Source organism: Nocardia sp. NPDC059228, assembly GCF_042754245.1.
Classification (GTDB): Bacteria; Actinomycetota; Actinomycetes; order Mycobacteriales; family Mycobacteriaceae; genus Nocardia.
The window spans coordinates 224,331-242,352 of sequence record NZ_JBHZAL010000007.1; the positions used below are offsets into that span (position 1 = coordinate 224,331).

The 18,022-nt window shown below is 69.4% G+C and carries 16 protein-coding genes; 9 read left to right on the forward strand and 7 right to left on the reverse strand.

Annotated elements, in window-relative coordinates; translation table 11 throughout:
• Nucleotides 1-139: 139 nt before the first annotated feature.
• The 6 genes from ACFXKA_RS14880 to ACFXKA_RS14905 all read right to left on the reverse strand — a co-directional run bounded on the left by ACFXKA_RS14880 (nt 140) and on the right by ACFXKA_RS14905 (nt 6,920).
• A complete protein-coding gene (locus ACFXKA_RS14880) occupies nt 140-2,095 on the reverse strand; it encodes an amino acid transporter (RefSeq protein WP_379378638.1) in 1,956 nt (651 codons plus the stop codon).
• Nucleotides 2,096-2,220: 125 nt separating this feature from the next.
• Nucleotides 2,221-3,012, reverse strand: a complete 792-nt coding sequence (locus tag ACFXKA_RS14885) for an N-acetylmuramoyl-L-alanine amidase (RefSeq protein WP_379427609.1) — start codon at nt 3,010-3,012, stop codon at nt 2,221-2,223.
• A 37-nt stretch (nt 3,013-3,049) separates the two neighbouring features.
• Nucleotides 3,050-3,469, reverse strand: coding sequence for a MarR family transcriptional regulator (locus tag ACFXKA_RS14890; RefSeq protein WP_354838014.1), 420 nt, complete (start codon nt 3,467-3,469; stop codon nt 3,050-3,052).
• On the reverse strand, nt 3,459-4,835 hold the full coding sequence (locus ACFXKA_RS14895) for an MFS transporter (protein WP_379427610.1): 1,377 nt from the start codon (nt 4,833-4,835) through the stop codon (nt 3,459-3,461). The genes ACFXKA_RS14890 and ACFXKA_RS14895 overlap by 11 nt, the downstream gene beginning before the upstream one ends.
• Nucleotides 4,836-5,118: 283 nt before the next feature.
• On the reverse strand, nt 5,119-5,850 hold the full coding sequence (locus ACFXKA_RS14900) for a hypothetical protein (RefSeq protein WP_354838010.1): 732 nt from the start codon (nt 5,848-5,850) through the stop codon (nt 5,119-5,121).
• 80 nt (nt 5,851-5,930) lie between these two features.
• Nucleotides 5,931-6,920, reverse strand: a complete 990-nt coding sequence (locus ACFXKA_RS14905; protein WP_379427611.1) for a zinc-binding dehydrogenase — start codon at nt 6,918-6,920, stop codon at nt 5,931-5,933.
• Nucleotides 6,921-7,090: 170 nt separating this feature from the next.
• Between ACFXKA_RS14905 and ACFXKA_RS14910 the strand changes: the two genes are divergently transcribed.
• The 8 genes from ACFXKA_RS14910 to ACFXKA_RS14945 all read left to right on the forward strand — a co-directional run bounded on the left by ACFXKA_RS14910 (nt 7,091) and on the right by ACFXKA_RS14945 (nt 14,040).
• Nucleotides 7,091-7,897, forward strand: coding sequence for a hypothetical protein (locus tag ACFXKA_RS14910; protein WP_379427612.1), 807 nt, complete (start codon nt 7,091-7,093; stop codon nt 7,895-7,897).
• 7 nt (nt 7,898-7,904) lie between these two features.
• A complete protein-coding gene (locus tag ACFXKA_RS14915; RefSeq protein ID WP_379427613.1) occupies nt 7,905-8,537 on the forward strand; it encodes a TMEM175 family protein in 633 nt (210 codons plus the stop codon).
• A 202-nt stretch (nt 8,538-8,739) separates the two neighbouring features.
• On the forward strand, nt 8,740-10,176 hold the full coding sequence (locus ACFXKA_RS14920) for a sensor histidine kinase (protein ID WP_379427614.1): 1,437 nt from the start codon (nt 8,740-8,742) through the stop codon (nt 10,174-10,176).
• Entirely contained in the window at nt 10,173-10,586 is a 414-nt protein-coding gene (locus ACFXKA_RS14925) for a roadblock/LC7 domain-containing protein (protein WP_354838000.1), read from the forward strand. The genes ACFXKA_RS14920 and ACFXKA_RS14925 overlap by 4 nt, the downstream gene beginning before the upstream one ends.
• Nucleotides 10,583-10,936 carry a DUF742 domain-containing protein gene (locus ACFXKA_RS14930; RefSeq protein WP_364615320.1) on the forward strand — a complete coding sequence of 118 codons (354 nt, stop codon included), beginning with the start codon at nt 10,583-10,585 and terminating at the stop codon, nt 10,934-10,936. Before ACFXKA_RS14925 ends, ACFXKA_RS14930 begins: the two co-directional genes overlap by 4 nt.
• Before the next feature lie 76 nt (nt 10,937-11,012).
• Nucleotides 11,013-11,558 carry an ATP/GTP-binding protein gene (locus tag ACFXKA_RS14935; RefSeq protein ID WP_379427655.1) on the forward strand — a complete coding sequence of 182 codons (546 nt, stop codon included), beginning with the start codon at nt 11,013-11,015 and terminating at the stop codon, nt 11,556-11,558.
• Nucleotides 11,555-12,817 carry a cytochrome P450 gene (locus tag ACFXKA_RS14940; RefSeq protein ID WP_354837996.1) on the forward strand — a complete coding sequence of 421 codons (1,263 nt, stop codon included), beginning with the start codon at nt 11,555-11,557 and terminating at the stop codon, nt 12,815-12,817. Before ACFXKA_RS14935 ends, ACFXKA_RS14940 begins: the two co-directional genes overlap by 4 nt.
• A 35-nt stretch (nt 12,818-12,852) precedes the next feature.
• Complete coding sequence (locus ACFXKA_RS14945) at nt 12,853-14,040, forward strand: cytochrome P450 (protein WP_379427615.1); 1,188 nt, start codon at nt 12,853-12,855, stop codon at nt 14,038-14,040.
• 70 nt (nt 14,041-14,110) lie between these two features.
• Here ACFXKA_RS14945 and ACFXKA_RS14950 read toward each other — a convergent pair whose 3' ends face one another.
• Nucleotides 14,111-17,371: a ferritin-like domain-containing protein gene (locus tag ACFXKA_RS14950; protein WP_379427616.1), complete on the reverse strand. Its 3,261-nt coding sequence runs from the start codon at nt 17,369-17,371 to the stop codon at nt 14,111-14,113.
• A gap of 255 nt (nt 17,372-17,626) precedes the next feature.
• Between ACFXKA_RS14950 and ACFXKA_RS14955 the strand changes: the two genes are divergently transcribed.
• Nucleotides 17,627-17,890: a GlsB/YeaQ/YmgE family stress response membrane protein gene (locus tag ACFXKA_RS14955; RefSeq protein ID WP_354837990.1), complete on the forward strand. Its 264-nt coding sequence runs from the start codon at nt 17,627-17,629 to the stop codon at nt 17,888-17,890.
• Nucleotides 17,891-18,022: the final 132 nt, after the last annotated feature.

The window sequence follows — 18,022 nt, forward strand, 5'->3', positions numbered from 1 at the left end:
AGCGTAGCAATATTCTACGCATGCATGAAACCCTGAGTTACACCTAAATTTGCGAGCCATCCCCTGTACGAAACGACAAGGGAGCTCTCACTGCGGAAATTCGTCCGATTCCCCGCGGTGAGAGCTCCCTCGTGCGGAGCTAGCTGTCGACGTGGACGTGGGGGCGCTGGGAGCGGCGCGGAATGGCGCGGCGGAGGATCTCGCGGGTTACGGGGGCGACCTCGCCCTCACCGAAGAACATGAAGCGCACCAGGTTGACCAGCGGATTGCCCTCGGTCCATTCGAAGTACACGTGCGGGCACTCGCCGGTGCGGTCGCGGATCGCGATCAGGATGGACGCGATGCAGTTCGGCACGGCCGCGGCCTCGACGGTGAGGATGTGGTAGTCGTCCACATCCACCTCGGTCACGTGCAGCGTGGTGCTGAATTCCGACGGGTCCTTCACGATGACCTCGAGGAAGAGGATGGGCTCCGACTCCGGGATGTGGCTCTCGCGCCGCTGATCGGCTTCCTTCTCCGCGTACTCCTCGGGCGAGCGGCCATCGGTGATGTCGTGGGTGACGATGCGGATCTCGCCGCGCTCGGCCAGCTGGTCGATCATCTGACAGGCCTTCTCGTCGAAGATCACCTCGACGGCCCGCAGCTCGAAGGCCCGGCGGATGCGCGAGGCGAAGGACACCACCATGATCGCGACCACGAACAGGATGGCCAGATGCAGACCGGCCGGCTTCTCGATGATGTTGTCGATGGTGGTGTAGACGAAGATGAGCGACACCACGCCGAAGCCAAGCACCCGCGAGTACTGCTGCTTGCGCCAGGCAGAAATGGTCACCGCCACGGCCGCGGAGGTGATCAGCACCAACACACCGGTGGCGTACGCCGCGCCCTGCGCGTCGACACTGGCGTCGAAATACCAGGTGATGCCGAAGGACACCAGCGCGAAAACCAGGACCAGCGGCCGGATCTGGCGCGCCCATTCGGGAGCCATACCGAAGCGCGGCAGGTAGCGCGGCACCAGGTTGAGCAGGCCCGCCATGGCCGACGCACCCGCGAACCACAGGATGGCGATGGTGCTGACGTCGTAGACCGTGCCGAACGCATTGCCCAGGTACTCGTGCGCCAGGTAGGCCAGCGCGCGGCCGTTGGCCTGCCCGCCCTCCTCGAACTCCTTCTCCGGAATGAGGATGGTGGTGATGAAACTGGTGACGATGAGGAACCCGCTCATGATGAGCGCGGCGGTGGTCAGCAGCTTGCGGGTGCCGTTGATCCGGGTGCGCGGGTATTCCTTGGAGTCGGCCGGATCGCCCTTGATCTGCGGCATGACCGCGACACCGGTCTCGAAGCCGGACAGACCCAGCGCCAGCTTCGGGAACACCAGCAGCGCCACGCCGATCATCGCGAAGATATTGCCGTGCTTGGCCGTGAGCAGATGCGACCAGTCGGTCACCAGGTGCGGCGCCTGCAGCACCTTGACGATGCCGACCGCGGCGACCACCAGATTCAGCGCCAGATACGCGCCGACGAGACCGACCGCAATGCCGATGGCCTCACTGAAGCCCTTGAGGAACACCGCCGCCAGCAGTGCCAGCAGGACCAGGGTGATGGTCATGTTCTGGTCCTGCAGGAACCCGGGCACGTACGGGTTCTCGACGATATGGGCCGCACCGTCGGCGGCCGACAGCGTCATGGTGATGGTGAAGTCGGTGGCCGCGAAGCCCAGCAGCACCAGGATGAAGATCTTGCCCCACCAGTTCGGCAGGAAGTTGGCGAACATGGCGATCGAACCGCCGCCGTTGTGGCTCTCCTTGGCCACCCGGCGATACACCGGGAGCGCGCCGAGCAGCGTGAGCGCGACCAGCACGATGGTGGCCAGCGGGGACAGCACGCCGGCGGCCAGGGCCGCGATGCCGGGCTGGTAACCGAGCGTCGAGAAGTAGTCGACACCCGTCAGGCACATGACCTTCCACCAGGAATGCTGATGCTCCTTGGGAGCCTTCTTGGCCATCGGGCCCTGAATCTGCGAGTGATGCTCACCCGCGTCCTCTAGTAGCCAGTTCGCAAAGCGCGAGCGCGGCTGTGCCTCGGTCGTGGTCAAGGAGTCCTCCCCGGAACTCTGTGGGTCCGGTTTCCCGAAATCGGTCGGTAAATGACGTGACGAATGTACTCACGGCAAATCGGGCGCAGACAGTGCCCGCGCCATGAGCCGTACAGTCCGGTGTGCTAGCCCAGATAGGCCGCGACGGCGGTGGCGATGGCCTGCGCGAATCGCGCGCGGCCATCCGGTGATTCGATGACCGCGGCGTCGCCGGGATCTCGCATGTTCCCACACTCGACGAGGGCGGTCGGGCGCTCGGAGAAATTCAGCCCGGCCAGATCCGCCCGCGGGTTCAGCCCGTCCGAGCCGACATAGGTGGAGGTGGCCAAGCCCGCGCCGACCATGGTGTCGCGCAGGGTGGTGGCGAGCTGCACCGACGGTCCGGACTGGGCGTCGTTCAGCGCGGGCGAGGAGTAGGCGACGTGGAAGCCGTGGGCGCCGGCGGGCGCACCGTCGGCGTGGATGGAGACCACGGCCGCCGCGCCGACCCGATTGCCGAGGGTGCCGCGGTCGTTCACGCAGGGGCCGACGCCGGTGTCGCTGTCGCGGCTCATGATCACCTGGTAACCGTGGGCGCTGAGCAGGTCGCGGACGCGCTGGGCCACATCCCAATTGAATTCGTGCTCGGTGTAGCCGTCGTCGCCGCTGGTGCCGGTAGTGTTGCAGGGCTTCGTCCCGCCGCGGCCGTCGGGCACCTGGGCATTGATCTCGTCGGTGTGGGCCGCGCCGCCGCCGTTGTGGCCGGGATCGAGGACCACGGTCTGGCCGGCGATCGGAAACAGCGGGCGGACAGGAGCTTCCGGCGCCGGGCGCGCGAGCGACCCCGAAACCGGTGCGGCGGCGAGGCTCTGGCCGGGGCCCGCGATCAGCAGGGCGCCGCAGAGGGCCGCGAGGGACTTCCAGGTTCGGTGTCGCACGGGACAAACGATAACGGTTGAATCACGAACGGGTAAGTCAGTGTTCGAGTTTGCGCAGGAGTCCGTGGAGTGTGCGCAGGTCGGCGGGGGTCAGGGCGGCCAATTCGGCGGGCGCCGGGTCCGGCGTGGCGAGCGCCTCGGCCACCACCTCCTGGCCCGCGCGGGTGAGCGAGATGAGCTTGCAGCGCCGATTGGTCGGGTCGATCTCGCGGATCACCAGGCCGCGCTCCTCGAGATCGTTGACCACGACCGTGGTGGCGGGGGCATCCATGGTGGCCGCCCGCGCCAGCTCCTTGGCGGTGAGCGGGCCGGGCAGCAGCCGGCGCAGGATGCGAATCCGGCTGAACGGCATGCCGGTTCGCTCCACCACCGCGCGCTTCCAAGTGTCGCGGGTGTCCATCACCAGGTGGGTGAGCTGCCGCCAGACCTCGTCGGTCGTGGGCGTGTCATCCGGCATGAGCGGGGACCTTCTGTTCGAGCAGGGGGGCGACGCGATCTCGCGAACGGTACGCCCAGTCGGTATTGGCGGCCATGCCCAGCGCGGTGACCGCGGCGGCGAAACCGGCGAGGGTCCACCACAATCCCGCGCCCGTGAGCGCACCACACAGTGCCACACCGAGACTCACGCCGACCTGGCGGCTGGTGGAAGCGACCGCCGCCGCCGCACCCGCGCGATCGAGCGGCATGCCGCTCACCGCGGTGGTGGTGATGGGCGCGTTCACCATGCCGAAGCCGATGCCGAACAGCGCGAAGGTGATGACCAGCTGCCAGATCGGGGTGTCCGGGTGCAGCAGGGTGAGGCCGATCGCGGCCACCGCCATCAGGATGCCGGAGGCCAGCAGTGACGGGCGGGTGCCGTAGCGGCCCACCAGCCGCCCCGACAGCGGCGAGAAGAACAGCATGCCCAGCGCCATCGGCAGGTACAGCAGACCGGTGTGCACGGCCGAGAAGTGCCGGGTCCCTTGCAGATACAGCGACATGTCGAACAGGAACGCGCCCAGCGCGGCGAACGAGCAGACCGCGATGACGGTGGCCGAGGAGAACGGGAAGCTGCGGAAGAAGCGCAGGTCGATGAACGGCGACGGGTGGCGCGCCTCGTGCCGGATGAATCCGGCCAGCGCCAGGGCGGACACCACGAAGACCGCGGGCTCCCGCTCGATCAGGCCGTACACGAGGGTGAACAGCACCACGATCGCCAGCGCCTGCCCGATCGGATCCATGCCGCGCGGCCTGGCCGACTTCGATTCCGGCACATAGACGGTGGTGAGCGCCAGCGCGACCGCCACGATGGGCAGGTTGATCCAGAACACCGACTGCCAGCCCAGGCTGTCGATGAGCACGCCGCCGACCATGGGTCCCAGCGCGGTCGAGATGCCGACCACCGCGCCCCACACGCCGACCGCTCGGGCCCGCTCGATCCGGCCGGTGAAGGTGGTCGTAATGATCGACATGGCAACGGGATTCAGCATGGAACCGCCGATGGCCTGCACGAACCGCGCGCCGATCAGGACGTCGATGGTCGGTGCGATGCTGCACAGCAGCGAGCCGAGCGCGAAGGTGAGCAGCCCGATGCGGAACACCCGCTTGCGCCCGAAGCGGTCGGCGGCCGCGCCGGAGAGCATGAGCAGGCTGGCGAGGGTGAGCGTGTAGACGTCGACGATCCACTGCAACCGCGACAGCGGCGCGCCCAGATCGTCACGGATGGCGGGGATGGCGACATTCACGATGGTCGCGTCCATCGACGAGATCAGCAAGCTCAAACAGCAGGTGATCAGGATGATCGTCTTCCGGCGCGAGCTCAGCTCGTCGACAGTTGTAAGCACACAACGATTGTGTAGACACAACTGTTCCGGGCGCAAGGGGTCGCGCCGATGGCACGGATCACACGAGGCGTTGGCGGACCATCCGAGCCCGCAGCGCATTCCGCGCGTTCTCACGAGTGGCAGCCTGTTGTCACAAGTTCACGAATGAACGGGCTATTGCCTACGTCAGTTCCTATGGCGCGAGCATGGATTGGGTGGATCAACGATTGCGCGGTGTGCCGGTGGACGGAACATGTGCCGCGGCATCCGGCGGACGGTGACACCGCCGGCACCACGCGGATTGTCAGTGTCTGGGAGTCACCGGGTTCGTCAGCGCCGACCAGGCGCCGAGCACATCCTCGGTCTGCTGCTCGGCGGTGCCGTAGGTGTGGGCGGCGACGGTGAATCCGGGGCCGAAGGACACCGATGCCACTTCCGGAGCGCCGACATCGGACCAGCCCCACTTGGTTCCGTACACCTGCGGCAGTCGCGCGGTGCCCCAGTCCTGGCGGGTGCCGTCGGCCGCCCGCTCGCTGGGCTGTTCCATCCAGGCCAGGATCAGGCTGTCCGGTTCGTCGCGGATTTTCGCGGCCAGGAAATCGGCCACGTCGGCGACGCTGGTGGTCGACAGTTCCCACCCGCCGCCGCCGTGGGTGGCGCGCAGGCCGTACTCCTGGGCGACCGCGTCGATGGCGTACGGATATTTCGCGGCGATCCGGTCGGCGGCCGCGTCGTCGGACTTGCAGACCATGCGCTCGCCGAGTTCGCGATCCTCGGCCGAGCCGTCGCCGTGCCGCAGGGCGAAATCCGCCAGGAACAGCTTGGCGATGGACAGGGCCGCGCGCTCCTGGGTCTCGTTGTCGGTGCCCCAGCCCGCGCCCGGCACCAGCGTGCGCACCGAGAGCGCGGTGCGCGGCGGGATGTGAACGGGCTGCAGGATGTCCGGGTCGAAGCCCGGTTGTGCGCACGCGGCGCCCGCCACGGCCATCCAGACCCCCGCCACCACGGCCGCGATCGCACCGGCTCTCGTACCCATCACCACCTCCGCATCGTGTTCCGCCCGATGCCACCTTGCTCTCCGAGGCCGGGCGGAGGTTCACGACACGCCGATGACTCTCAGACCGTGAGGATGGTCCGGCCGACGGCGGCTCGGGACCCGATAGCGGTGTGCGCGGCGGCGGCCTGATCGAGGGAGAAGGTCTGGCCGATGACGACCTCGAGGCGACCGGCGGCGACCTCGGCCTGGGCGCGGTCGTGGAGGGTGAGCCAGTCGGTCTCGGGGGTCGCGATCTCGAACAGCGAGACGATGGTAATGCCCTGGGCGGCAGCGGATTCCGCGTCGACCGCAGCGAAGCCACCGGCGGAGTTGCCGTAGGCGATGAGCAGGCCTCCGGGAGCGGTGGCGGCCAGGGCCGCACGGCCGATATCGCCGCCCGCGCCGTCGAGGACCACCTGCACGCCGCCGGTCCGTTCCCGGACCTGCTCGGCCCAGCCGGGTTTCGAGTAGTCGACCACCTCGTGTGCGCCGAGCCGTTGCGCCAGAGCGAGTTTCGCCTCCCCGCGTGCGGCGGCGATGACCTGCGCGCCGGCCGCGCGGGCCAGCTGGATGAGCAGGGTGCCCAGACCGCCCGCGGCGGCGGTGATCAGCACCCACTGACCCGGTTGGATCGCGGCCCGGTCGGCGACCGCGAGCACGGTGCGTCCGTCGTGCACGAGGGCGGCGGCCTGCTCGAAGCTCAGCTCGTCGGGGATGACGGCCAGGGTGCCGGCCTTGGCCAGGGCCAGTTCGGCATAACCGCCGACGGGCAGGCCGCCGCCGATGCCGCTGGCCGCCGTCGGGGTGGCGACCCGTTTGCCGACCCACGCGGGGTCCACGTCGGGCCCGACCGATTCGACCGTGCCCGTGACCGCGCCGCCCGGCACGAACGGGGTCTCGACGGGGAAGTAGTCGCGCGCCGAACCGCTGCGCAATGTCGTGTCCAGGAACATGACGTCGGCGGCGGCGACCCGCACCACCACTTCGCCCGGGCCGGCGACCGGATCCGCGACCTGCCGCACGGTCAGCACCTCGGGTCCACCGAACTCCTCGGCCTGCACTACACGCATCTCGTTGCCTCCCTTTCGCTTTCGACGGGGTGTCGATGACTCCAGCATCGAACCTCTACTTATGTTGAGGTCAAGTGCGCGGGCCGCGATTCCGCTCTGGGCGAACTGTGGGTGGCTCATGGGCATACCGAAACCGAGGCTGCGTCATGTCCCGGAGCCGGGGAGGAGGCGTGCGAGAATCGAGCGGTGGCGGGATCATCACCGAGGCCGAGGCGCAGCGCGCCGGATCGGGCAACGCCATCCCGCAGCGCACCACATGGCAACTGCCTGAGGCCGTTCCGGTGAATACCGCCGTGCCCCTGCTGGCCGCGCTGCTGTCGCTCGCCGCGGCGGGGGCCCGGCTGCGGCGCCGGCGGGCTCGCGACTCGCGGCCGTTCACCATCGCCATGGTGTTGCTGGCGGTGTGGGCGCTGCTGCGCACCCCGGCCATCAATGGTTCGGCCGGCGAATTGGCGCTGCCGAGCGGGCATCTCGAGGGCTTTCCGGGTTTGGTCGCCGATCTGGCGCTGGTCGGCGCGGGCGCGCTGATCGGGGTGACGGTGGCCGGCGTGTGGGGAAAGCCGCTCTTGAAGCGGGCGTTCTATCTGGGGCTCGTGACGATGGAGGCGGGGCTGCTGCTCACCTATGACCCGCTGCATCCGTCGTATATGACCGTCGAGACCCATCAGTGGATCCTGGCGCTGTCGGGCCTCGCGGTGAACGGCGCGGTGGTGATCGCGGCGGCGCCGAGTTATCGCATCATTCCGGCGCGGTTCCGGCTGCCGTTGTCGCTGTTCATGTTCGGCGGGCTGAGCGGGGCCACGCTGGCGGCGATCCGGGTGGTGACGCTGCTGCGACCGGCGGGGCCGCAGGTGAATTCGTGGTCGCCGATCGTCGCCGTTCCGATCTTCGGGTTCGCGCTGGGCTCGCTCGTCGCCGGTGCGCGCATACGCGAACAGGAACTCGAGGACATCGAACCCGGCACGCGCACTCGATAATGACCGCATGCAGTACCCCGAATCGCGGCTTTCCGACACCACCCGCGTGGAAGCCTTCAGCGACGGCGTCATGGCCATCGCGATCACCCTGCTCGTGCTCGAGATTCGCCTTCCGGAGACCGATGACGGCTCGCTGTGGCATGAGCTGACCGGGCTGTGGCCCAGCTACCTCGCCTATGCCGGATCGTTTCTCACCATCGGTGTGATCTGGCTGTGCCATCACCGCTTCTTCGGCCGGGTTCGGCGGATGGACGGGCTGCTGCACTGCGGCAATCTGCTGTTGCTCCTCGCGGTGGCGTTCCTGCCGTTTCCGACGACCGTGCTGGCCCATCATCTGGAGGACGGGGGCTGGAATGCCAAGGTGGCGACCGCCTTCTACGGCGTGGTGGGTGCGGTGCAGGCGGCGGCCTGGTTCGTGATGTGGATTGCCCTGCGCCGCAACCCGGATCTGTTCGAGCCGGGCTACGATGCCGACTACGCGCGGCGGGAGGGCCGGCAGGCGGTGATCGGCTTCGTGGGCTTCGACCTGATCGCGGCCATCGGGCTGGTACTGCCCGCGGCGGCGTTGCTGCTGTATCTGGTGGCGGTGCTGGGCTACGGGTACCTGAGTACGCGCCCTCAGGTCTTCGCCCGCGTCTGAACCGCCTTCCCGCTCACCGGGACTCATGATCGCCGGCGGGTGCACGCTCGGGTAGCGCGGCCCGCCCGGTGCGCTTATGCTGCGTCCGGCAGATCCGAATCCGCTTGCCGGTCCGGGCATTTGGCACGGATCCCGGATGCGGGTTGCGGTTGGGGGCACCGGGGTATTCGCCCTGGTGGACGTCGGTTCGGAAGTGCGGAGCGTGTCGGAATCAGTGAATCCGCCGGGCGGGGGACAGCAACCCGTCCTGCGACAGCGACCGCCCCTGTCCATACTGGCGGGATCCCTGGCGCTCAGTACGGTCGCGGTGGCGGTCGCGGTCTTCAACTCCCCCATCGATTTCCGGCTGCCGCTGGCCATCGGCGCGAGCGTGGCGGCGCTGTTGCTGACCGCCGCCCTCACGGCCGCCGCCTATTACCGGGGCCGGGTGCAGGCGGTGCGGCAGGAGGCGCTGGCCTACACCGCGCAGGCCGATGCCCAGGTGGCCGCGACTGTTTCCGCCGCTCAGGCGCGAATAGCCGAGTCCGAGGCCAGGATTCACGGCATCCGCGAACAGGCCGCGGCCGAGGCCCGCGCGGCCAAGGAGAGCGAGAGTCGCCGCGTCGCCGCGATGGCCGCGTTCGCCGGCGCGGCGGGGCGCATGCAGGCCATGAGCACCAGCATGCTGGCGGAGCTGCGCGAGATGGAGCACCGGCACGCCGACCCGAAGGTGCTGGCCGACCTGCTGGAACTGGACCACCGCACCGCGCAGGCGGGCCGGCTGGCCGACAGCATCGCGGTACTCAGCGGTGCGCGATCGGGCCGCCGGTGGGCCAAACCCATTGCCATGGAATCGATCCTGCGCGGCGCCATGGGCCGGGTGGCGGGCTATCAGCGCGTGCGCCTGCGAGCGATCACCGAGATCGCCGTCGCGGGCCATGCCGCCGAGGGCGTCATGCACGCCCTGGCCGAGCTGCTCGACAACGCCTGCAACTTCTCCCCGCCCACCACCGAGGTCCACGTCTACGCCGCCGAAGTCCCCGCCGGTGTGGTCATCACCATCGAGGACTCCGGCCTCGTCATGAGCGAATCCGCCCTCCGGCGAGCCGAATCCGCCGTCTCCGGCCCCCGCGCCGGCTCCGACCTCTCCACCCTCTCCGGCACCCGCCTCGGCCTGGCCGTGGTCGGTCACCTGGCCCGCAAACACGACCTCACCGTCAGCTACCGCCCCTCCGCCATCGGCGGCACCGCCGTGGTCGTCGTCATCCCCCGCGAACTCACCACCCGCCTGGAACGCCAATCCGGCACCTTCGGGCGCCTCACCCCGGTCACCACCCGCCCGCACCCCGGCACTCCGGCGAGGGATGTCCCCGCCGCGCCCGCAACGGCACCGCCGCCGAAACCCGCCTTCGCCTCCACCGCCCAGGACCTTCTTCCGGCCCAGCCCGAAATCGACCAGCACACAGCGACTTCCAGCGGCCTGCCGAAGCGCCATCGCGGCAGCACGCTGGCCGCCGTCCACCCGGACGGCCTGTCCGGCCCGGCACAACCCGAGGCGCCACGCGCGCCGTCCGCGCCCTCGGCCATGGCCGCCTTCCAACGCGCCTTCACCACGAACTCGTTCCCCGCCCCTGCGACCCCATCGGAGACCGATCGATGACACCGTCCGCCACACATCTGGGTTGGCTGCTGGAGCAGTTGCTGGCGCGTACGCCGCGGGCGCGGCATGCGCTACTGCTGTCCGGCGACGGGTTGAAGATCTGTCATACGGCCGGGCTGGGGAACGACAGCGCGGATCAGCTGGCAGCGATCGCCGCTGGGATCCAGAGCCTTTCGCACGGGGCCTCGGTGGAGTTCGGGGACGGGCGGGGCGGGGTGCGCCAGTCGATGACCGAGTTCTACGGGGGGATCCTGTTCATCGTCGAGGCCGGGGTGGGGGCGCACATCGCGGTGGTGGCCGCGGAGGACGCCGATGCCGGGCTGGTCGGCCACACGATGCGGGAGCTGGTCGAGCAGCTCGGCGAGCATCTGGCCGCCGCCCCGCGGGTGCCGGGGGCGAGCGTGTCGTGACCAGGCCAGACGAGGATCCGGATCGGCTGTACACGCTGACCGGCGGTCGCAGCCAACCGGATTCGGACGCGTTCGATCTGGTGACCCTGGTGGTCAGCGAATGCGATCCGGTGCGCGGCATGCAGTCCGAGCATGCCGCCATCCTCGACATGTGCCGCGCGCCGACGGCGGTGGTGGAGATCGCGGCCGAGCTGCGGCTGCCGGTCGGCATCACCGTCGTCCTGCTGTCGGACCTGCTGCACGCCGGCAAGATCACGGTGCGTCATCCGGATCATGCCGCGCGGCAATGGAATTCGCTGCCCGATACCGACATGCTGGAAAAGGTGCTCGTTGGACTCCGTAAGCTCTGACATCCGGTGCGCCGGCACCCAGGACCCGCGTCCGGCCCGCGCCGACGCCCCGCTGCACGCCGATGCCCGGCAGGGCCTGAAGATCGTGATCGTGGGCGGCTTCGGCGTCGGCAAGACCACCATGGTCCGCTCGATCAGCGAGATCCGCCCGCTGGACACCGAGGCCACCATGACCCAGGCCGGCCAGGGCGTCGACGATCTCGCGGGCGTGCCCGGAAAGACCACCACCACGGTGGCTTTCGACTTCGGCCGCATCACCATCGACACCGAGCACGTGCTGTACCTGTTCGGCGCGCCCGGCCAGGAACGCTTCTGGTTCCTGTGGGACCGCCTGTTCGCGGGCGCGCTGGGCGCCATCGTGCTGGTGGATCAGCGGCGGATCGCCGACTCCTGGTACGCCATCGACCGGCTCGAGCACCAGCGCACCCCGTTCATCGTGGCGTGCAACAACTTCGGACCCGGCCCGGCCCTGCCCGCGGTGCGCGAGGCGCTGGATCTGGACCCGCACATCCCGCTGCTCGACTGCGACGCCCGCGACCGCGACTCCTGCAAGAACGTCCTGATCGCCCTGGTCGAATACCTCTCTCACCCGGAGACCGCGCTGTGGAGGAATCCCGCATGACATCGCCCGCGCCTGGTTCCTGCCCCGTGCCCCACGAGCCCGGCGTGGTGCCGTTGAGCGGCCCCCGCTTCCACACCGACCCGCATTCGCTGTACCGGGAGATGCGCCGCGACCACGGGCCGGTGGCCGCGGTCGAGCTGCCCGGCGGGATTCCGGCCTGGCTGGTGCTGGGGTATCGGGAGATGCACCAGGTCACCAGCTCTCCCGAACTGTTCCCCCGCGATGTCAGCCTGTGGAATCAGTGGCCGAACATCCCGCCGGACTGGCCGCTGCTGCCCATGGTCGGCTCGCCCATGCCGTCGATCTATTTCACGGCGGGCGCGGAGCATCGGCGGCACCTGGCGATGGTCGAGCCCGCGCTGGAATCGGTGGATCCGTTCGAATTGCGCCGGGTCTGTGAGGGTTTGGCCGATCGGCTGATCGACTCCTTCTGCGGTCGCGGCCAGGCCGACCTGGTGGGCGAGTTCGCCGAACCACTGCCCGTGCTCGTCCTGGCCTGGCTGCTGGGCATTCCCGACGCCGAGGGCCCCGGGCTGGCGCGGGCCATGAAGGTGATGGCCGACGGCGGCGCGGACGCCCAGGCGGCGCACCTGCAGTTCATGCAGTACATCCAGCATCTGCTGGCGGTGAAGAAGACCGCGCCCGGCGATGATCTGGTCTCGCGCATGCTGGCCTTCCCGGCGCCGTTCACCGACGAGGAGTACGTCAACGACCTGATGGCCGTGACGGCCGCGGGACACCTGCCGACGGCGGACTGGCTGGTCAATTCGGTGCGCCTGATGCTCACCGACGACCGCTTCGCGGCCGCGCTGGGCGGCGGGCGGCGCAGTGTGGACCAGGCGATGAACGAGGTGCTCTGGGAGGACTCCCCCACCTCGATCCTGGCCGGGCGCTGGGCCGCGCGCGATACGCGCCTGGCGGACCGGACGATTCGCGCGGGCGATCTGCTGTTGCTCGGGCTGGCCGCCGCGAACACCGATCCGCACGTGCGGCAGGCGGTCGGCGAGGCCGCCACCCATACCGGCAACAACGCGCACTTCGCGTTCAGCCACGGCGAGTACCGCTGCCCGTTCCCGGCGCAGCAGATCGCGGAGGTGGTGGCGCGCACCGGCATCGAGGTGCTGCTGGACCGGCTGCCGGACATCGATCTGGCGGTGCCCGCGCAGAACCTGGTGCGGCGGCCGTCGCCGTTCCTGCGCGGAATGACTTCCCTTCCTGTTGTTTTCACTCCCGTTCGTGCTCTCGGAGGTTTCCAGTGAGTTCCCCCTGCCCGCATGCGATTTCGATAGATCCGATGGTGGGTGATCTCGCCGGCGAGACCACCCGCCTGCGCGCCGCCGGGGCGATCACCCGGATCGATCTGCTCGGCGCCCCCGCCTGGACGATCACCGACCACACCATTGCCCGCCGGCTGCTCACCGACACCAGGCTGGTCAAGGACATCAATGCCTGGAAGCTGTGGCGGGACGGCGTCATCACCCGGCAGTGGCCACTGATCGGCATGATCGACGCCGGCCGCTCCATGTTCACCGTGGACGGCCCGGAGCACCGTCGCCTGCGTATCAAGACCACTCAGGCGCTGACCCCGCGCCGCCTGGAAGCCTTGCGCCCCACCATCGAACGGCTCACCAAGGAGCTGCTCGACGATCTGGACGAGGCGGGCCACGACGGCGCGGCGGTGGATCTCAAGCAGGTCGTCGCCTACCCACTGCCCATGCGGGTGATCTCCGAGCTCATGGGGGTGCCGCGCGCGGACCACCCGATGCTGCTCGACTGGTACAAGAAGTTCTTCTCCATGGTCACCCCGCAGGACGAGCGCCTGCGGATCATCGAGGACATGGACGTCTACTTCACCGAGATGGTCCGCCGCAAGACCGCCGCGCCCGGCGATGATCTCACCAGCGCGCTCATCCTGGCCGACGAGGGCGGCGAGCCGCTCACCGAGGAGGAGGTGGTCGGCAACCTGAAGGCACTGGTCGCCGCCGGGCACGAGACCACCGTGAGCCTGATCCTGAATGCGGTGCGCGCCTTGCTGACCCGGCCCGAACAGCTGGCCCGGGTGCGCTCGGCGGAGGTGGAGTGGAAGCAGGTCATCGAGGAGACGCTGCGCTGGGACGGCCCGGTCACCCATCTGCTCATGCGCTTCGCCACCGAGGACATCACCGTCGGCGACACCGTGATCGAGCAGGGTGAGGGCGTGGTCATGTCCTACCGTGCCATCGGCCGCGACACCGCGGTCTTCGGCGAGGACGCCGACGATTTCGACATCACCCGGCCGAGCGCGCACCGCAATATCTCCTTCGGATACGGCCCGCACATCTGCCCGGGCGCGGCGCTGGCCCGCCTCGAAGCGGGCATCGCGCTGCCCGCCCTGTTCGACCGCTTCCCGGAGCTGCGGCTGGCCACCCCGGTCGAGGAGATCGTCAATCTTCCGGTCATGACCCAGAACGACATCGCCGCCATGCCGATCCACGTGGGCTGAGCCGGGATTCGGCGCGCGAACGGCTGTCCGGGCCGCACGATCACGACTCGGTGATCGCGGCCCGGGCGGGTCACGGGCGCATGCCGGACTCGGTCCACCTCCTGAAGACGTCCACCTTCTCCGTCGACCAGGCGCTGTCGCAGGGCATGGTGCCGGCGGCCAGGCGGTCGAGGATCTCGGCGGCGTGCTTGGTGACGTCGTCGAGGGACCACAGGTCGAAGACGAAGCTCATGGAGCGCTGATCCTTGTCCCGGAACAGGGGTTTGATGTGGGCGGCGAAGCCGACGGCCGCCTCGGGTCCGGGTAGGGCAGGGTCGGATGATTCGGCGGACAACTTCGGCGCCCCATAGGACGGCGGTCCGGCCGGGCCCCAATCCCAGTCGGGCGCACGGCCTTCGGCGGTGACCGCCCATGCCACGAAAGCGGCGAAGGCGGAGCGGAATTCGGGATCGTCCGGGAGTCCGGACTCGCGTGCGGCGCGCAGCATCAGCTGTCCCCAGCGCTCCTGCTGTTCCTCGGCGAGGTCGGGCCTGGACCGCTGTTCGTCCGGCTCCCGGGGCGCACCGAACGCGATCGCCAGCCAATCCGCCTCCAGGCGTGCGTAATCAGCGTCAGGATCGTTGAAAGCCGCTGCCAGGACGGTATCGTCCGGGATCAGCTGTTCGTAGAGCAGCGCGGTCATCCGCCGCAGTGCCGGATAGCCGCCCGCCCACTCGAACAGCGTCGGCTCCCGGCCCGGCACGGGCACCGGATCCTGGAAGCCGACATGCCAGTGCATGCCGCTGCAGAAGGGCTTGTTGCGCGACCGGCCACACCGGCACAGCGCGTAGTGCTCGGCGGAAGCTCCTGTGGCACGGTCGATGTCGCCGCCTTCGGGGCCGGTCAGTGGGATCCCGCCGCGAATCCGGTAGGGCCCGTCCTTGGTCACCTCGATGACCGGCTCGCGGGTGCCGTGCCAATCGGAGACCTCGCGCGCCTCGACACCGTCGAAGGCCATGCCGAGCGCGCCCGACGGACAGGCGCGCACGGCACGCACGATCTCATCCATGCGGCCGCCATTCGGCGCGACGAAAGGCTCAGCGCCGGTATGGAATACCGTGGCGAGGCGGTCGGTGCAGAGTCCGGAGTGCTGACAGATGCCGCGGTTGTCGAAAACGGTGACCTGACCCCCGGCATAAGTGTCACGCCGGTCCGCCGCCCGCGCCGGGTCTTTCGCGTCATTGAAGCCGATACGCGTGTGGCTGCCGTCGCACAGCGGTTTGAGCGCGGACGCACCGCACCGGCACAACGCGACCGTCGGGCCGAGCTCGATAGGCAGACCGAGGTGATCCACCAGAGTCGCGTTCGTGGCCAGGTAGGGGCCATTCTTCGCCGTACGGATCGAGCGAGGCAACCCGGACTGCAGTTGCGCGAATTCCGCACGCAACCTGGGTCGTTCGCCGACCGCGGCGACGGCGCAGGCGAGATCCTGGAGCGCAGCCGTGGCCTCGAGGAGCTCCGGCAGGTCGGCCCCGGCCCGCAACCGGGTCGCAGAGAGAGCCAGCGCGCGCAGCCGCTCCGGCACTCCTGAATCAGGCTCGGGCTCAGCCCTTTTACCCGCAGCCGTGCCGACACAAGTCACGCTTGCGCCGACATGAGTCACGCTTCCGGGTGCCGTTTCCACCGCGTCGCGCGACATTGGCTCCGCCGCATCGCCCGATACTGGCTCTGCCGCGCCGTCGAGAGCGGTCGTGCTCGGGTCGAGGCCGTGGCGAATCAGCGCCTCCGACAGGGGACGCAGCACGCTGTCGGCCAATCGCGGCAGTACCAACGCCGGAGCGGGCTTCCGGGTCACGGCGTACACCGCGTGGAACAACTCGGCGAGTTCCCCACTGCCCCCGGTTCCGGCCACCCGACCGGCGAATTCGTCGGCGCGCTGCCGTGCCGCGGCCTGCACGGCGGGATCGATGCCCAGGATCTCGGGCTGCGCGTGGGCGTTCCAACTCGGGAAGTGCGCGGCGAGCGTGTCCCGGATATCCCCGAACGCCTTGGCCACCGGGACCAGCCCGTCCCCCACCGCCCCGGGCATATCGGCGCGAATGGCCTCGGCCAGGGCGGCGGCCTCGCCCAGGCGTTCGGTCAGCAGCGTCCACGCCGCCTCCCGGTGGGGCATCAAATAGTCGGTCTCGTAGAACAATTCGAAGCTGGGGCCGACGGTGCGGCCGGGGTGGTCCGGGCCGGCGGGCAGGGTGGTGATGAGCTCGCCGAGCGGGCGGATGACGCCGAACATGAGCGAGACCGTGGCGTCGGCGAGGGTTTGCAGCTGAGCATCGGTCTCCTCGGTGTGGGCGAAGAACCGCTCGAAGATCTGCAGCAGGATCTCGTAGCCGACATTGAACAGGTCGGTGACGCGCGCGGTGCCCGGGTCGCTGATCAGCGGGACGGCGATATCGCGCTCGGGCGCACGGACATTGGCGGCCAGCACCGGCCGCACCGGGTCGAAGTCGGGGTTCTCGCGCAGGCACTGCTCGTACTCGTCGAGGATCTTGACGAACTGGCCGAAGTGGGCGTCGCGCCAGTCGCCGCGCGCGCCCTCGCCCTGTTCGAGAATGGTGTCGATGGCCCGCTTGGCCGAGGCCACATCGGTCACCGCCACCAATTCCGGCCAGCGGAAATGCTTTTCGGTGGCCTGGGCGCGGCGCGGTCCGACGAACAGCCAGCGCTCGCCGTACTTCTCGGCCAGATGCTCGATGCCGAGTTCGATGGAGCGGTACAGGTGGCCGACGGTCGCGAAATCCTGCAATCGCGGCACGATCTCGCCCTGCTCCATGTGCGCCGCGGCGCGCCCGGCCACGGCGATGCCCTCGGCGTCGTCGAGGGCCATGCCCTCCGGGCGTTCCAGGAACATGAAGTGCCGCAGCGCCTGCTCCCCGAACGGCAGCAGCGCCAGCTGCACCCCGGCCGGATAGTGAGCGGCGGGCAGCGGCAGGTTGGGCCGGGTCATGTGGGGCGCCGCGCCGATGGCGGAGAGCAGGTTGTGCACCAGCGACAGGTGCAGCATCTCCTGGGTGGCCACGTGCGACACCAGTTTCCGCCAGCGCGTGACCTTCTCGACCTCGGCGGCGCTCAGTCCCTCCGCGGCGGAGGTCTCGAGCGAGAAGGCCGCGAACAGGTATTGGCACATGATGCCGTGTTCGAGTTCGGCGGCCTGGCAGAGCATGTAGATGAGCGCTTCGCGGTGTTCGATGACGAACGGCGCCTCCGGGGCCGCCAGTCCGCCGCGGGCGGCGATGGTCCGGGCCAGGGCGCCCCGGCCGGTGAGAGAGGGGGTTTCGGGCGCATTCGCACTCATGCGCATGCCTTTCGGAATCGGCGTACTCGCCGCGCGGCCACGCTGCCGTTGTGCGGGAGCCACTGCCGTCATGACGTCGTCGGCCTCCATCATGGCCCGGAAAACCCGGCGTCGAGGAGGGTTTCGCTGCCCGAGAACGCCGGTCCGGCCGCCGCCCACGGGACGAAACGCGCACGCCGGTGTCTTGCGACACGCTCATTTCGGGCGTCGGCCCTGCTACCTTCGAATGCGCCACCTCGAGGCAAGGAGCATGCCATGGGCATCATCACGATGATCATCATCGGCCTCATCGCGGGCGCGATCGCCCGCCTTCTGGTTCCGGGCAAGGAGGATTTCGGCATTATCTGGACCGTCGTTCTCGGCATCATCGGCGGTTACGTCGGCGGCACCCTGGGCAGTCTGGTCTTCGCCCCACACAAGTTCAGCGTCCATCCGCCGGTCCAGCACACCTTCCTCGGCGCCATCATCGGCGCCATCGTGGTGCTGGTCGTCTACAAGTGGATCAGAGCCCGCGTCTGACCTGCCGCACAACCGAATACGACCGAGGGGCGGGGGGGGGGGGTGGGGGGCGCCCCCCCCCCGGGGGCGGCGGCCTGGGGGGGGTTTGGGGTGGGGGCGCAGAGGACCCCCCCCACGCCGGCCCCCCCCCCC

What these genes read in the sequence shown, in the direction of transcription:
- ACFXKA_RS14890 (WP_354838014.1), bottom strand. Translation starts at nt 3,469, where the DNA reads ATGCCGGATGACACGCCCACGACCGACGAGGTCTGGCGGCAGCTCACC.
- ACFXKA_RS14900 (WP_354838010.1), bottom strand. Translation starts at nt 5,850, where the DNA reads ATGGGTACGAGAGCCGGTGCGATCGCGGCCGTGGTGGCGGGGGTCTGG.
- ACFXKA_RS14905 (WP_379427611.1), bottom strand. Translation starts at nt 6,920, where the DNA reads ATGCGTGTAGTGCAGGCCGAGGAGTTCGGTGGACCCGAGGTGCTGACC.
- ACFXKA_RS14915 (WP_379427613.1), top strand. Translation starts at nt 7,905, where the DNA reads ATGCAGTACCCCGAATCGCGGCTTTCCGACACCACCCGCGTGGAAGCC.
- ACFXKA_RS14925 (WP_354838000.1), top strand. Translation starts at nt 10,173, where the DNA reads ATGACACCGTCCGCCACACATCTGGGTTGGCTGCTGGAGCAGTTGCTG.
- ACFXKA_RS14940 (WP_354837996.1), top strand. Translation starts at nt 11,555, where the DNA reads ATGACATCGCCCGCGCCTGGTTCCTGCCCCGTGCCCCACGAGCCCGGC.
- ACFXKA_RS14945 (WP_379427615.1), top strand. Translation starts at nt 12,853, where the DNA reads ATGGTGGGTGATCTCGCCGGCGAGACCACCCGCCTGCGCGCCGCCGGG.
- ACFXKA_RS14950 (WP_379427616.1), bottom strand. Translation starts at nt 17,371, where the DNA reads ATGAGTGCGAATGCGCCCGAAACCCCCTCTCTCACCGGCCGGGGCGCC.
- ACFXKA_RS14955 (WP_354837990.1), top strand. Translation starts at nt 17,627, where the DNA reads ATGGGCATCATCACGATGATCATCATCGGCCTCATCGCGGGCGCGATC.